Source organism: Amycolatopsis sp. CFH S0740 (genome assembly GCF_004522315.1).
Lineage (GTDB): Bacteria > Actinomycetota > Actinomycetes > Mycobacteriales > Pseudonocardiaceae > Amycolatopsis > Amycolatopsis nivea.
Genome location: NZ_SDLS01000004.1, coordinates 340,316 through 353,926 on the forward strand (window position 1 = coordinate 340,316; position 13,611 = coordinate 353,926).

The following is a 13,611-nucleotide window of genomic DNA, read 5'->3' on the forward strand; positions in this document are numbered from 1 at the left end:
GCCGGATGCGCAACGTCGCGATCCGGACACCGCTCCCGCTCCCCGCGCGAGGAGACAGCACCCGCCGACCACGCGAACCGGCTCGCAACGAGACCGGAACACCACTCCCCCTCATCGCGCACGACCGCGCCGCTGCCCGGCCGCGTTCTCGCGCAGCCGGTTCGCGTGTTCGCCGATCTCCCCGACGCGGTCGGCCAGCGCCGCGTGCCGCGGTTCGAGATGCGCGCGCACGTCGGCCAGCGGCGGCAGCAGATTAGTGACGTCGTCGTCGCCCAGCGCGACGCTGAGCCGGTCGGCGCTTTCCTGTCCGGCGGGGTCCAAGCCGGGCGCGGCACTCGCCTCCGCGGCCAGCCGGCGCAGCACCGCGGCGTTGCGCCGGGCCCAGTCCGCGACTGCCCGGTCTCCCGCGCGGCGGCCGCGTTCGGCGTCGACGCGGGCTTCGCCGGTGGCCTCTCCGGTCGCCGACGGCCGCAGCCGCAGGTACCGGCGTTCGGCCGCCTGCCTGCTCGCCACGCCCAGCGCCGGGGCCAGCGCCGCCCAGCTCGCGCCCGCCGCGCGCGCGGCCGCGATCAGTTCCGGTTCCCATGCGCCGAGCTGGTCGCGCAGCGCCCGCAGCGCGGAAAGCGCGGCCATCGACCGGTCGGCCGCCGCTCCGCCGTCCCGGGCGGCCAGCACCGCGTCGCGGACGCCCTGGATCAGCAGGCCGGGGTCCACCTCCGCCATCGCGTCATCCTCTCGACGACTTGGCAGTTGTCATCGTTTCGATGACATGCTAGAAGAAAAGAGCGTCCCCTGTCGAGCGGCGGAGGTGAGTCCGATGTCCTGCCGAGCACGCGGGCCGATTCCCCGCGTTCCGCAGGTTTCCCGTGCCCCTTCACCGGGAATCACGTCCGGACCGCCCGCAAGGGCGCGTTCCGGCCGCTAGCCGGAAAACCCCGCCGCGCCGCCGGATGCGGCCCGTGGCGCGGAGCAGGCCACCCCCTGGTCCGCGCCAGTCCTTCGCGCGAGAAAGGCGTTGTCCCCGTGTCCCTGCCGCTGCACACCGCCCAGACCGGCCCGTCGCACCCCGCTTCGGTGCGCTTGTGGAACTACCTCGCCGACGTCACCGCCGCACTGGGCATCGGCCTCGAGTCCTGCACCGTCGACCACGACACCCCGGTGTCGGCCTACGTCGCGCTCGACGGCCACCTGCCCGCCTACCCCGGCCGCGACGTCGCCCTGCTGTGGGACGAGATCCGCGGCTGGGCCGCCGCCGTGGAAACGCACTCCGGCGAGGACCTGATCGTCATCCGCTACCTGGCCGGGCCCACGGTCGCGCCGCCCGCGTCCCGCGTCGCCGAGTTCGCGGCCGCGGTCCGCGACGACGACCACCGGATCGGCTGCCTCGCGCCGCCCGAAATCCGGACGCTGGGCACGCCCGCCGAACTCGACGCCGTCCTGCGCGCCGCGGGGTGAACCGGGCGGCGCACCGTCCGTGAGCGTCCACTGTGGACTCCCCCGTTTCGCGCCGCCGCGTGACGGGTAGCCAAGATCATGAGCGAGTTCGAAGCGCAGCGAAGGATGCCCGCGCCCGCGGAACGGGTGTACGCCGTCGCGTCCGATGCCGCGCACCAGGACGAATGGCTGCCGGAGCCGGTCGCCGCGCCCCTGGCCGGGCGCCGTGACCGGCTGCGGCTCGAATGGGACGGCGGCTGGCTCCAGGTCGAGTCCGGCGCGGCAGGCACGAGCCACGCGACGCTGCACCTGTCGGTCCCGGCCGGACCCGGCCGCGACGATGTCCCGGCGCGCATCCGCGAGTCCCTCGACCGCCTCGCCGTTTTGTCCGGCTCGCCCGGCTGACACCGTCCACAAGGGACTCGGCCCGGATCGTTTTCCGTCGCACGGAACAGGAACGGCACCGCGCGCTTCAAATCGGCTACTCTGCGGCCAGGAGTTGATGGTCCATGGTGGTGCGGAAGGAAATTCTGCCCGGGCCTCGCCTGCCCCGCACGGAACGGAACCGGTTCGCGGTCGACTGCGTCGTCGACAGCCTGCTGCGCTGCCTTCCGCTGGCCGAGCAAACCCGGCTGGGCGTCGTCGCGGCGAGCCGCGGGCGCACGTGCGACCGCGAGGCCCTCCTGATGGAGATCTCGTTGCGCACCAGGCGTTCCCCGCTCGCGGCGAGGTTCCTGGTGCGCGCGGTCTACTCGGCACTGGGGCAGACGTCGCCGGAACTCGCGTCCCGGGTGCGCGCGGGCGTGAGCCCGGACGTGCTGGTCCTGCTGGGCGGGACGCGGCAGCCGAGCACGTGGTCGCGGGAAACCCCGCCCCGGTGCCACAGCGGGTAAACCCTGCTCAGGCTCGAGTCCGGCCGCGATCCGCTGCCGCCGCGGGCCGGTCCGCATCGCACCTGCCTCCCCACTCGGGGAGTTGCCGTTCCGGCAAGATCGCGTGCGCTCCGGGCCCGGCTGCGGCGACGCTGGACGCACCCGACCCGAGGAGCCGACCGATGACCACCGACGCGACCCTGTTCTGGGACGAAGTGCACGCCGCCCGGCCGCCCGCGGACCCGAAGCCGAACGCCCGGCTCGTGGAAACCGTCTCCGGCCTTCCCCCTGGCGCCGCGCTCGACCTGGGCTGCGGCAACGGCGGCGACACCCGCTGGCTCGCCGGCCGCGGCTGGACCGTGACCGCCACCGACATCTCCGCCGTCGCCGTCAACCGCCTCTCCGGCCCGAGGATCACCGCGGTGCGGCACGACCTGCGGGTCAGCTTCCCGGCAGGCGAATTCGACCTCGTGACGGCGCACTACCTGCAGACCCCCTTCGAACTGGACCGGTCGGCGGTCCTGCGCACTGCCGCGCACGCACTGCGGCCGGGCGGCCGGTTGCTGGTCGTGGACCACGGCTCGATCGCGCCGTGGTCGTGGAACCAGGACCCGGACGCGCATTTCCCCAGCCCGGCCGAGATCGCCGAAGACCTCGCCCTCGACCCGGCGCGGTGGGCCGTCGAGCGAGCCGACTCCCCCACCCGTCTCGCGACCGGACCGAACGGCCAGACCGCCGAGGTCGTCGACCACGTCCTGCTGATCCGCCTGAACCCCTGAGGAGACCACTGTGGCCCGCCGTCGCGACACCCCGCCGCCCCGCACCGGAAGCAGCGAAACCGAAGTCCTGCGCGGCTTTCTCGACTATCTCCGCACCTCCGTCGCCGCCAAGGTCGACGGCGCGCCGGAACCTGAAGCCCACACCGCCATGGTGCCGTCCGGGACGAATCTCGTCGGCCTGCTCAACCATCTGACCTTCGTGGAGCGGTCGCTGTTTCTCGGCGAAACCGTCAAGAGCTGGCCATCGACCTTTCGCACCAAGGACAACGTCGCCGACGTCGTCGCCCGCTATCGCGAAGCGGTCAAGCTCGCCAACGAAGTTCTCGACAGCTGCCCGGATCTCGCCGCGGCGCTGCCGGGTCGCGACGGCCCGAGCGTCCGCTGGGCGCTGACGCACATGATCGAGGAAACCGGACGGCACGCCGGGCACGCCGACATCCTGCGCGAGCTGATCGACGGCACGACCGGACGCTGAAAACCAGTGGCCCCGAAGCGGCGCGCCCGGCCATCATGGAAGGCATGACCACCGCACGCATGGCGAGCCCCGACCTGGGGCCCGTTCTCGTGCGCTGACACGACCAGCCCCGGCCGTCGCCGGGGTCTCTCCGCCGTCGTCCGGGGCGGAGAGGGTTCTCCATGACCGACTTGATCACCACCGCGATCCCTTATGTCAACGCGGAACCGCATTTGGGGCACGCGCTCGAACTCGTGCAAGCCGACGTCCTTGCCCGGCACCGACGGTTGCGCGGCGCCAAAGTCCACCTGCTCACCGGCACCGACGACAACGCGCTCAAGAACGTCACCGCGGCGAAGGCGGCAGGCGTGCCGGTGCAGGAGTTCGTGAACCAAGGCGCCGCGCGATTCGCCGCGCTACAGGAACCGCTCGGGCTCGCGGTCGACGATTTCCTCCGCACCAGCAGCGATCTCCGCCACCTCGACGGCGTCCGGCGCCTGTGGCGAGCCAGCGCTGAGCGCGGCGACTTCTACCGCCGCGACTACACCGGCCGCTACTGCGTGGGCTGCGAACAGTTCTACGCGGACGACGAACGCTGCCTGGAACACGAAACCCCGCCGGAAATCGTCACCGAACAGAACTGGTTCTTCCGGCTTTCCCGCTATTCCGACGAAATCCGGGACCTGCTGGAGTCCGGCCGCCTACGGATCGAGCCCGCCGCCCGGCTCCGCGAGGTGCTGGGCTTCGTGCGCTCCGAGTTGTCCGACCTCAGCGTGTCCCGGCCCGCCGCGCGCTCGGACGGCTGGGGCATCCCGGTGCCCGGCGACCCGGACCAGGTGATTTACGTCTGGTGGGACGCGCTCGCCAACTATCTCACCGCCGATCCGGCGCGCTGGGCCGAAGCGGCCGAGCGTGTGCACGTGATCGGCAAAGGCATCCTGCGGTTCCACGCCGTGTACTGGCCCGCGCTGCTGCTCTCCGCGGGCGAACGACTGCCGGACACCATCTTCGTGCACGACTACCTGACCCTCGACGGCGCGAAGATCTCCAAGAGCGCGGGCAACACCGTCCGCCCGACGGACCTGATCGGCCAGTACGGCGCGGACGCCGTCCGCTGGTGGCTGCTGCGCGAGGTCGCCCCGCTCGGCGACACCGACTTCACCGAAGCACGGCTGATCGCGCGCGCCGACGACGAACTCGCCAATGGCCTCGGCAATCTCGTGCACCGCGTGCTCAACCTGGCCCGCCGCACCGACCGGATCGCCCCGTCGAGTCCACTAAGGACCGCGCACACGCTCGCCGACCGGATCGACTCGGCACTCGCCGACTTCGACTTCCGCGCAGCCACCGGGGCTTTGGTCGAGGTGATCACCGACGCGAACCGGTACGTCGAACAGACCCGGCCCTGGACGTTGCACGGCACCGAGCTGGAAGAGGCATTGGGGACCGTCGTAAGCACTTGCCGGGAACTGGCAACGGAACTCAGCCCGTTCCTCCCGGACGGCGCCGCCCGCCTGCGCGCTCAACTGGACCGCGGCGAACCGGCGCGCCTCTATCCCCGGCTACGGCAGCAAACGGGGCACTAGGCGGACGTAACAGACCATGCCGACCACTTCGACCAGCGTCTGCGTCACCACCACGACCGCCGCGACCGCGAACTCGTCCGGCAACGCCAGCGCCAGCGGAAGCACCACCAGCGAATTCCGCGTGGCCCCGGTGAAAACGATCGCGCGCCCGCCAGGAACGTCCAACCGGAACAGCCGCGCGACGCCCAATCCGGCGAAGGCCATCACCGCCAGGAAAACCACGTAGAACGGCACCACCGACGCGACCGGGCCGAGTCCGCCGTGGAGCTTCGGGGTTTGCGACGCGACCACCGTCGCCAGCGTCGCGGCCATCAACGGCACCATGGCGGATCCGGCCGCGTCGGCGAACCGGCGGCCGGTCGCGTGCCGGGCCGCCCAGGCTTGGGTAAGCCAGGCCAGCGCCAGCGGGATCGCGATCAGCACAAGAAACGCTTCGAGAAACGGCCCGGCTCGCACCACCCGCGCCAAGTCCGCGCCGAGGAAGAGAAAAAGGAATCCGGGCAGCAGGATCATCTGCGCCAGCAGCAGCAACGGCGTCGCCGCGAGCAGGCGGCGACTGCTGCCGCCGGCAAGACCGCTGAAGACGATCACATAGTCCACGCACGGGGCCAGCAGCACGAGCAGCATGCCCAGCCGCAGCGCTTGCCCAGCCGGGAAGAAGGCGAACATCGCCGCGACGACCAGCGGCACCACGACGAAGTTCACCGCCAGCGCGGCACCGAGGAACCGGCCGTCGCGCAGCGAGCGGCCCAATTCGGCGACGGGCACCTGAAGAAAGGTGACGTACAGCAGCGCCGCCAGCACCGGGTTGATCGCCGGTTCCAGCGCCGGTCCCGCCGCCGGGACCAGCCAGCCGGCCAGTGCGCCGACGGCGAGCGCGCCGAGGTAGATGGCAACCTGGTGCCGTTCCATCCGCGACAACGGGCGTGCTCCTTGGTCGGGCCTCGTGAGTGTTCATCCCGGTTCTAACCGTGACAGACACTCACGACAGTCCACTGAGGATAGCGTCGATGCCGAACCCGAACGCCTCGTCCGAATCCCCGCTGTGCGACGGGTCCTCCTCGACGATCCCGGCCCGCACCAGCTCGGCGTGGTTCTGTTCCTCCGCGACGAACCCGAGTACATAGTGGACAACGGTGCGCGCCGCCCACTCGGCGCGCCGCTCGTCGTACTTCCCGGTGAACAGGCGGCGCAACGCGTGCGTGGGCACCAGCAGATCCGGCCGGTACGCCTGCACGAACGACACCACCTCGGCCCCGTCGCGGACCTGCAGCAGCGCCGAGCGGAAGTCCCCGGCCGCCTCGCGCGGGTCCTTCGCCACCCCGGGCAGCCCCTTCAGGATCCGCGCGGCGACGACGGCGAGCAGCTCCTGTTTGTTGGCGACGTGGTAGTACAGCGCGCCCGGCTGGACCCCCAGGTCGAGGGCCACCCGGCGCATCGACAAGCTGCTCAGCCCCGCTTCCCGCAAAAGCTCGTACGCCCGGTCGACGATCTGGTCTCGCGTCACCTTCACCCCTCTCATTCTGCCCGCCGCTTGCTTCCGGCCGATCGGCCGCCTAGGATTTGATAGGTGTTCAAAACCTTCGACGACCTGGCCGACCGGCAGCTGGCCGGCGGCGTACTCGACCGAACTGACGCCCGCGCGGTGCTGGAAGCGCCGGACGAGGACGTGCTCGGCCTGGTCGCGGCGGCCGGGCGGCTGCGGCGCGCGCACTTCGGCAACCGGGTCAAGGTCAACTACCTCGTCAACCTGAAATCGGGCCTGTGCCCCGAGGACTGCGGGTACTGCTCGCAGCGGCTCGGGTCGTCCGCGCAGATCCTCAAGTACTCGTGGCTGTCCGCCGAGGAAACGGCGCGCCAAGCCGGCGCGGGCATCCAGGGCGGCGCGTCGCGGGTCTGCCTGGTGGCGAGCGGGCGCGGGCCGAGCGACCGCGACGTCGACCGGGTCGCCCAGGCGGTCGAGGCGGTGAAGTCCGCGCATTCCGACGTGGAGGTGTGCGCCTGCCTCGGGCTGCTCAAGGAGGGGCAGGCCGAGAAGCTGCGCGACGCCGGGGTCGACGCGTACAACCACAACCTGAACACGAGCGAGTCGCGGTACTCCGAGATCTGCACGACGCACGGGTACGACGACCGCGTCGACACCGTCGAAAAGGCCAAGTCCGCGGGGCTTTCCGCGTGTTCCGGCCTGATCGTCGGCATGGGCGAGACCGACGACGAGCTGATCGACGCGATCTTCGCGCTGCGCGACATCGGCAGCGATTCGATCCCGGTCAACTTCCTGATGCCGTTCGAGGGCACGCCGCTCGCCGGGACGTGGGAACTGAGCCCGCTGCGCGCGCTGCGCATCCTCGCGCTGGCCCGGTTCGCTTGCCCGGCAACGGAAGTCCGGATGGCCGGCGGCCGCGAGATGCACCTGCGGTCGCTGCAGCCGCTCGCGCTGCACGTGGTCAACTCGCTGTTCCTCGGCGACTACCTCACCAGCGAAGGCCAGGCCGCGAAGGCCGACCTGGAGATGATCGCCGACGCCGGCTTCGAGGTCCTCGGCGCGGGCGAACAGCAGCAGGCCGCGCACGCGACCCCGGCGCTCCGGGAACGCGGGGCGGGCACCGCCGCCGCACCCAACGCGTGACCGCCATGGTGTCGATGCACGACTGGCTCACCGCCGCCGAACGGGACCGGCACGTCGCCGGTCTCGTCCGGCGGACCGATGATCGGCGGCATCCGCGAAAGTCCACATTGGACCTCGCGTCGAACGATTACCTGAGTCTCAGCACCGATCCTCGACTGCGCGCGGCCGCCGTCCAAGCCGTCGAGAAGTACGGCGTCGGCGCTGGCGCGTCCCGAGTCGTCACCGGCACCACACCGTGTCACACGGAACTGGAACGGGAACTGGCCAGCCTCACGGGGCAACCGGCCGCGCTCGGTTTTTCCAGTGGCTACACGGCAAACATCGGCGTGATCACCGCACTCGGCTCGCCGGACACGCTGCTGATCACCGACGCGCACATCCACGCCTCGCTGATCGACGGCGCGCGGCTGTCCCGCTCCCCCGTCGCGATCTGCCCGCACAACGACCTGGACGCCCTCGAGCGCTTGCTGCGGGACCGATCGCAGGAACGGGCGATCGTGGTGGTCGAGTCGATCTATTCGGTGCTCGGCGATGCCACGGACCTCGTGCGCGCGGCGGCATTGTGCGCTGACTACGATGCTTTCCTGGTGGTCGACGAAGCACACGGCATCGGCGTCGCAGGCAACGGCCGGGGCGCGGTGTACGCGGCAGGTCTCGCAGGCGCGCCGCACGTCGCGGTCACTGCCACGCTGTCGAAAGCCCTGGGCGCACAGGGCGGTGCGGTTTTGGGATCGCCGCTGCTGCGCGAACATCTGGTCAACACAGCGCGGACGTTCATCTTCGACACCGGCCTCGCCCCCGCCGCGGCAGCGAGCGCGGCGGAAGCATGCCGGATCATCGTTGCGGAGCCTTCGCGAGTCGAGGATCTGCACCGCGCCGCCGCCACGATCGCCGCCGCCGCAGGGGTTTCGCGCGCGCCAGGTGCGGTGCAGTCGATTCCCGCGGACTCTCCGGAGCAGGCTGTGGCTGCCGCGAATCAGCTGTACGAACGGGATATCGTCGTCGGCTGCTTCCGCCCGCCAAGCGTCCCGGACGGCATTTCCCGACTGCGACTGGTCGCCCGTTCCGGGGTTGACCTGGACCGCGCCGAGGACGCTGCGCGACTGGCTGCCCAGTGGTCGCGTGCGGCGAGCATCGTCTGACCGCCTCCCGACCGGCGTTCCCCAAGCCCCCGGCTACTCGCCCCCGCCAGGACTGACCTGCACCGCACTCAGCGCGCCCCGCGACTTCCCGCCCAGCGCACCCCGCGACTTCCCGCCCAGCGCACCCCGCGCGTCGTCCGACCGCTTCCGGAACAACGCGTCCACTGCCAACGCCCCCGGCCCGGTGAAGGCCAGCAACAGGAACGCCCAGCAGAACATCGCCGCGGGTTCCCCGTGGTTCTGCAGCGGCAGCAAGCCGTCCGGCTGGTGGACGACGAAATAGGCGTACGCCATCGAGCCGGACGCGAGCAGTGCCGCGATCCGGGTGCCGAAGCCGAACGCGACCAGCAGGCCGCAGCCGAGCTGGATCACCGCCGCGTACCAGGACGGCCAGGCGCCCGCCTCAACGGTTCCGCCTTTCGGGCCGCCGCCGAAGACGCCGAACAGCGCCGCCGCGCCGTGGGCCGCGAACAGCAGCCCGACGACGATCCGGAACAGGCCGAGCACGAACGGGACGGCCCGGTCGAGCGCACGCTCTGGCATGGGTCCTCCTCGGAGAGTCACTAAGGTTAGCCTTGCCATACCGTACGCACCGAGACCTCTCCCGTCCAGACGCTGTGCCGTTTAGATAAATCCGGCTGAACCGTTCTGGAGCCAGCCGCGTGTCGGAGAAAGGGCGACACCCACGCACCACTGGAGGCTGGGATGACTGGCACAACCCCAAGAACTTTCGGACTGCTGACCGCGCTGGCCGCGGCAGGCCTGTTCGCCGCGGCATGCGGCGGCGGCAACAGCGGCGGGACAACCGCCGCACCACCCGCCGCGCCGACGCATTTGACCGACAGCAAAGGCGACACGATCTACCTGTTCGCCGCGGACCACAACGGCCAGTCCGCCTGCACCGCGAGCTGCGCGAGCTACTGGCCCCCGGTCGCCGCGGGCACCCCGCTCACCGGGCCGGCCCAGGGCAGCGTCGGCGCCATCACCCGGCCGGACGGGTCCAAGCAGGAAACGCTCGGCGGCCACCCGCTGTACCGGTACATCGGCGACAAGTCCGCCGGGCAGACCAACGGCCAGGGCCTGAACCTCAACGGCGGGCTCTGGTGGATGGTCGCCTCGGACGGCACCGCGATCACCACGACCAGCTCCGCCCCGGCGGGCGGGTACGGCGGCGGCAGCTATTGAACGGCGAAGTAACACCCTTCCGGGTAGGTGCTGTCTCAATTGGGTACCTCTGATCAGGGGAACTTGACCGGGCAGCCGAATAAGACCAAACTTCGCTAGTGATATAAGTACTCCCGTCGTCCCCGCATCGAAGGAGTTCGTCAGTGACCTCGTCGTTCGTCATCATCGGAGCCGGGCTGGCCGGAGCGAAGGCCGCGGAAGCGTTGCGCGACAAGGGATTCGACGGGAAGATCACCATCGTCGGCGACGAGCGGCACCTGCCCTACGAGCGTCCGCCGCTGTCGAAGGACTACCTCGCGGGCAACGCGGAGGCCGAGAGCTTCCAGGTGCACGACGCCGCGTGGTACGCCGAGAAGAAGGTCGACCTGCGCCAGGGCGTCAAGGCGACGGCGATCGACCGGGACCGGAAGCAGGTCGCGCTCGACGACGGCACCAGCCTCGGCTACGACAAGCTCCTGCTGGCCACCGGCGCGAGCCCGCGCGAGCTGCCGGACACCGCGGGGCTCCACTACCTGCGCCGGATCGAGGACTCCGACCGGCTCAAGGAGCTGTTCGGCACCGCCTCGAAGCTGGTGGTCGTCGGCGGCGGCTGGATCGGCCTCGAAGCGACCGCCGCCGCGCGCCAGGCCGGGGTGGAGGTCACCGTGGTCGAGGCGCTCGAACTGCCGCTGATCACCGCGCTCGGCCGCGACGTCGCCCCGGTGTTCGCCGACCTGCACCGCGCGCACGGCGTCGACCTGCGGCTCGGCGTCCAGGTCGAGCACATCACCAACGGCGGCCAGGGCAAGCGGATCCGCCTCGGCGACGGCAGCGTCCTCGACGCGGACGCCGTCCTGGCCGGGATCGGCGCGAAGCCGAACGTCGAACTGGCCGAGGCGGCCGGCCTCGACGTCGACAACGGCGTGGTCACCGACGCGAGCCTGCGCACGAGCGACCCGGACATCTTCGCCGCGGGCGACGTCGCGAACGCCTACCACCCGTTCCTCGGCAAGCACCTGCGCGTCGAGCACTGGGCGAACGCGCTCAACCAGCCCGCCGTGGCCGCGGCCGGGATGCTCGGCAAGGAGGAGTCGTACGACGAGCTGCCGTACTTCTTCACCGACCAGTACGACCTCGGCATGGAATACCTGGGCACCATCGAGGGCCACGACCGCGTCGTGTTCCGCGGCGACGTGCCCGGGCGCGAGTTCATCGCCTTCTGGCTCAAGGACAACCGCGTCCTGGCCGGGATGAACGTCAACGTCTGGGACGTCACGGACCCGATCAAGGCGCTCATCCGCTCTGGCAAGGCAGTGGACCCGGACCGGCTGGCCGACCCTGAGGTCCCGCTGGAGGACCTCGCCTGATTTCGGTGCCGACGGGCCGTTCCGGACTGGTTTCCGGGGCGGCCCGTTAGGCTTTCCCTCCGTGGCGACCGAAGTTCTCTCCGCCGGGTGGGACTCCCCGTGCTACGTCGTCCGGACCTCGGCCTTCGACGCGAAGTTTCTCGTCGGCGGCGGCGAGAACCCCGACGAGGTGGACAACGTCGACGTCGAGGTCCGCTACCCCGACGGTTCCCGGTGGAGCGCGACGATGTTCACCCTCGACGAGGTGGACCGGATCATGCGCCGCTGGGAAGGCACCGGCGAATGCGCGGGCGGCAGCTACTTCGCCGTTCCAGACGGGCTGATCGTCCGCGAACCCGGCGTGCGGAAGATGACCGCCGTGCTGATCTCGATGCACGACATCGGCGAACTGAACTCTTACCTGGTGCGCTTGGACGACTAGTCCCGGGGCAGCAGCCCTTCCAACGCCAGTTCCAGAAACCGCCGCCAGTCCCCGCTCCCCGTGCGGACCACCGACGACAGACAGCCGACCAGCAGATACACGTCCCCCACCGTGCAGTCCGCGCGGAGCACCCCCGCCGCCTGGTCCGCCGCGATCGCCTGCGCCACCACGGTTTCCAGCTCCGCCAACGCCTCGCCACGCGGTTCGCTCCCCGCCGATTCGCGCGCCGTCTCGATGGCGGCCGACAGCGCCCGGTCCCCGGACAGCACCTCGCCGACGTGCCGCAGATAGCGCTTGACGCCGGATTTCCCGTCGAGGCACCGCTTCCGCGCGTACTCCGCGATCTCGGCGAACCGCTGCTCCGCCAACGCTTCCACGAGCGCCCGCCGGTCCGGGAAGTTCCGGTACACCGTCCCGACGCCCACCCCGGCCACCCGCGCGATCTCCGGCAACTGGACGTCGTCCTGCTCGGCGAGCAGCACACGGGCCGCCTCCAGGACCCGTGCCCGGTTGCGTTCCGCGTCCGCCCTCGGCTTGCGCTCCGTTGACAACCGACGCCCTCCTCCGGTTAATCTGGAAACGGACTCCGCTTCCGATTCGTCTGCGAGGATACCCCATGACGAAAGACCGCTTCCTGCTCCTGCAGCCCGGCGAGGCACGCCCGGGCCGGGTGCTGCTGCCGCCCGCATTCGCGGTGAAGGCGATGACCGGCGACACCGAGACCCGGTTCTCGCTGCTGGAGGTGACGCTGGCGCGCGACATCCCGCGGCACGTCCACCACGAGGCCGACGAATGCATTTACGTGCTCGAAGGGGAACTGGGCATCGACTTCGCCGACGAGACTCACGTCGCGGCGAAGGGGATGTTCGTGCTGCTGCCGCACGGGGTTCCGCATGCGCTGCGGGCGGTTTCGGATCCCGCGCCGCGGCTGCTGCAGATCTCCTCGCCGGGCGGGTGGGAGCACTACCTCGAGGACCTGTTCGAGGCCGGTCCGGCAGTGCTGACGGACGGCGCGGTGGACCCGGTGAAGATCAATCCGGTGGCGGCGCGGTATTCGATCACCTACGAGGAATGAGGGTCAGTTCTGCGGCACCGGCCAGACCGCTGCGAGATGACAGTGTTCCGGGCACGCGAGCAGGTACACCGCGTTGCCGAGAAACAGCACATAGGAATCTCCATAGGAATCGTGGCGCTGGTCCGCTCGGCCGGGCCGCCTCGCGAATTCGGTGCACTCCGGAATCTCGCACAAGAACGCCATCTCGGCACCGCACGCGCAGACGTGCCGTTGCGGACCCTGAAGCCAGCACGGCAGCCCGCCGACTTTGAACTCCATCCGGCCGGTGCTCCGTTCGGTGAACCCTTCGCGCGGGACAGGCCTCCACACGGTTTCCATCTCGTACTCCGGAGAACGCGCCGGGGTGATCCAGCACGTGCGGATTTTCCCAGTAGCACTCCGGAAGCTGCTCCGGATCTCCGGGCAGGCAGGCCGCGTCGTTGTGCACCGGGCACTGGAACACGAGCAGGTGGTCGCCGCCGAACTGCGGAATGTCCGGCGGGACGTCCAGCTGGAAGAACAACGCCATCCGCTCGCCGCAGTAGCACTCCGGCCAGTCCTCGCCCTCGGGCAGGATCGGCCTGCCGCCGAAGGTGTTCCGAGAACCGGGGCGCGCCCGAAGGTATGGGTTTTCCACCAGATACATCGGAAGGTCGGACCGGCGGACCTCGGGCGACGGTTCGAAGGCAGTCACCGGATCAGCCTAGGG

18 protein-coding genes are annotated in these 13,611 nt (G+C 70.6%); 12 read left to right on the forward strand and 6 right to left on the reverse strand.

Annotation, left to right across the window (positions count from 1 at the left end):
- Positions 1-111: 111 nt before the first annotated feature.
- A complete protein-coding gene (locus EIZ45_RS10030; protein WP_037813219.1) occupies positions 112-723 on the reverse strand; it encodes a hypothetical protein in 612 nt (203 codons plus the stop codon).
- 306 nt (positions 724-1,029) lie between these two features.
- Between EIZ45_RS10030 and EIZ45_RS10035 the strand changes: the two genes are divergently transcribed.
- The 6 genes from EIZ45_RS10035 to EIZ45_RS10060 all read left to right on the forward strand — a co-directional run bounded on the left by EIZ45_RS10035 (position 1,030) and on the right by EIZ45_RS10060 (position 5,125).
- Positions 1,030-1,455 carry a DUF6292 family protein gene (locus EIZ45_RS10035; protein ID WP_240690577.1) on the forward strand — a complete coding sequence of 142 codons (426 nt, stop codon included), beginning with the start codon at positions 1,030-1,032 and terminating at the stop codon, positions 1,453-1,455.
- A 78-nt stretch (positions 1,456-1,533) separates the two neighbouring features.
- Complete coding sequence (locus EIZ45_RS10040) at positions 1,534-1,839, forward strand: SRPBCC family protein (protein ID WP_134662361.1); 306 nt, start codon at positions 1,534-1,536, stop codon at positions 1,837-1,839.
- Between the two features lie 104 nt (positions 1,840-1,943).
- Entirely contained in the window at positions 1,944-2,327 is a 384-nt protein-coding gene (locus EIZ45_RS10045; RefSeq protein ID WP_037813225.1) for a DUF2267 domain-containing protein, read from the forward strand.
- Between the two features lie 161 nt (positions 2,328-2,488).
- The gene (locus EIZ45_RS10050) at positions 2,489-3,085 is read left to right on the forward strand and encodes a bifunctional 2-polyprenyl-6-hydroxyphenol methylase/3-demethylubiquinol 3-O-methyltransferase UbiG (RefSeq protein WP_134662362.1); all 597 of its coding nucleotides are present in this window, start codon (positions 2,489-2,491) and stop codon (positions 3,083-3,085) included.
- A 10-nt stretch (positions 3,086-3,095) separates the two neighbouring features.
- Positions 3,096-3,560 carry a DinB family protein gene (locus EIZ45_RS10055; protein ID WP_134662363.1) on the forward strand — a complete coding sequence of 155 codons (465 nt, stop codon included), beginning with the start codon at positions 3,096-3,098 and terminating at the stop codon, positions 3,558-3,560.
- 161 nt (positions 3,561-3,721) lie between these two features.
- Positions 3,722-5,125, forward strand: coding sequence for a methionine--tRNA ligase (locus EIZ45_RS10060; RefSeq protein WP_134662364.1), 1,404 nt, complete (start codon positions 3,722-3,724; stop codon positions 5,123-5,125).
- Here the strand turns inward: EIZ45_RS10060 and EIZ45_RS10065 are convergent.
- Together EIZ45_RS10065 and EIZ45_RS10070 are read right to left on the reverse strand one after the other, a co-directional pair.
- Positions 5,102-6,037: a bile acid:sodium symporter gene (locus EIZ45_RS10065; protein WP_134662469.1), complete on the reverse strand. Its 936-nt coding sequence runs from the start codon at positions 6,035-6,037 to the stop codon at positions 5,102-5,104. The genes EIZ45_RS10060 and EIZ45_RS10065 overlap by 24 nt on opposite strands.
- Before the next feature lie 70 nt (positions 6,038-6,107).
- Positions 6,108-6,647: a TetR family transcriptional regulator gene (locus tag EIZ45_RS10070; protein ID WP_078870473.1), complete on the reverse strand. Its 540-nt coding sequence runs from the start codon at positions 6,645-6,647 to the stop codon at positions 6,108-6,110.
- 48 nt (positions 6,648-6,695) lie between these two features.
- On the opposite strand from EIZ45_RS10070, the gene bioB reads away from it, so the two are divergent.
- Together bioB and EIZ45_RS10080 are read left to right on the forward strand one after the other, a co-directional pair.
- Positions 6,696-7,754, forward strand: coding sequence for a biotin synthase BioB (gene bioB / locus EIZ45_RS10075; RefSeq protein WP_037813235.1), 1,059 nt, complete (start codon positions 6,696-6,698; stop codon positions 7,752-7,754).
- 5 nt (positions 7,755-7,759) lie between these two features.
- A complete protein-coding gene (locus EIZ45_RS10080) occupies positions 7,760-8,896 on the forward strand; it encodes an 8-amino-7-oxononanoate synthase (protein WP_167756403.1) in 1,137 nt (378 codons plus the stop codon).
- Positions 8,897-8,929: 33 nt separating this feature from the next.
- Here EIZ45_RS10080 and EIZ45_RS10085 read toward each other — a convergent pair whose 3' ends face one another.
- On the reverse strand, positions 8,930-9,439 hold the full coding sequence (locus EIZ45_RS10085) for a DoxX family protein (RefSeq protein ID WP_134662366.1): 510 nt from the start codon (positions 9,437-9,439) through the stop codon (positions 8,930-8,932).
- Between the two features lie 162 nt (positions 9,440-9,601).
- Here EIZ45_RS10085 and EIZ45_RS10090 point away from each other — a divergent pair, with 162 nt between their 5' ends.
- From EIZ45_RS10090 to EIZ45_RS10100, 3 genes are all read left to right on the forward strand, one after another.
- Positions 9,602-10,081: a hypothetical protein gene (locus tag EIZ45_RS10090; RefSeq protein WP_134662367.1), complete on the forward strand. Its 480-nt coding sequence runs from the start codon at positions 9,602-9,604 to the stop codon at positions 10,079-10,081.
- A gap of 143 nt (positions 10,082-10,224) precedes the next feature.
- On the forward strand, positions 10,225-11,427 hold the full coding sequence (locus tag EIZ45_RS10095; RefSeq protein ID WP_134662368.1) for an NAD(P)/FAD-dependent oxidoreductase: 1,203 nt from the start codon (positions 10,225-10,227) through the stop codon (positions 11,425-11,427).
- A 61-nt stretch (positions 11,428-11,488) separates the two neighbouring features.
- Positions 11,489-11,848 carry a hypothetical protein gene (locus tag EIZ45_RS10100; RefSeq protein WP_134662369.1) on the forward strand — a complete coding sequence of 120 codons (360 nt, stop codon included), beginning with the start codon at positions 11,489-11,491 and terminating at the stop codon, positions 11,846-11,848.
- On the opposite strand, the gene EIZ45_RS10105 is transcribed toward EIZ45_RS10100, so the two are convergent.
- The gene (locus EIZ45_RS10105; RefSeq protein ID WP_134662370.1) at positions 11,845-12,399 is read right to left on the reverse strand and encodes a TetR/AcrR family transcriptional regulator; all 555 of its coding nucleotides are present in this window, start codon (positions 12,397-12,399) and stop codon (positions 11,845-11,847) included. The two genes, EIZ45_RS10100 and EIZ45_RS10105, sit on opposite strands and share 4 nt — an antisense overlap.
- Positions 12,400-12,464: 65 nt before the next feature.
- Here EIZ45_RS10105 and EIZ45_RS10110 point away from each other — a divergent pair, with 65 nt between their 5' ends.
- Complete coding sequence (locus EIZ45_RS10110; protein ID WP_134662371.1) at positions 12,465-12,923, forward strand: cupin domain-containing protein; 459 nt, start codon at positions 12,465-12,467, stop codon at positions 12,921-12,923.
- A gap of 3 nt (positions 12,924-12,926) precedes the next feature.
- Here the strand turns inward: EIZ45_RS10110 and EIZ45_RS46735 are convergent, their stop codons facing one another.
- Positions 12,927-13,181, reverse strand: a complete 255-nt coding sequence (locus EIZ45_RS46735; RefSeq protein WP_199817666.1) for a hypothetical protein — start codon at positions 13,179-13,181, stop codon at positions 12,927-12,929.
- Between the last annotated feature and the right edge of the window lie 430 nt (positions 13,182-13,611).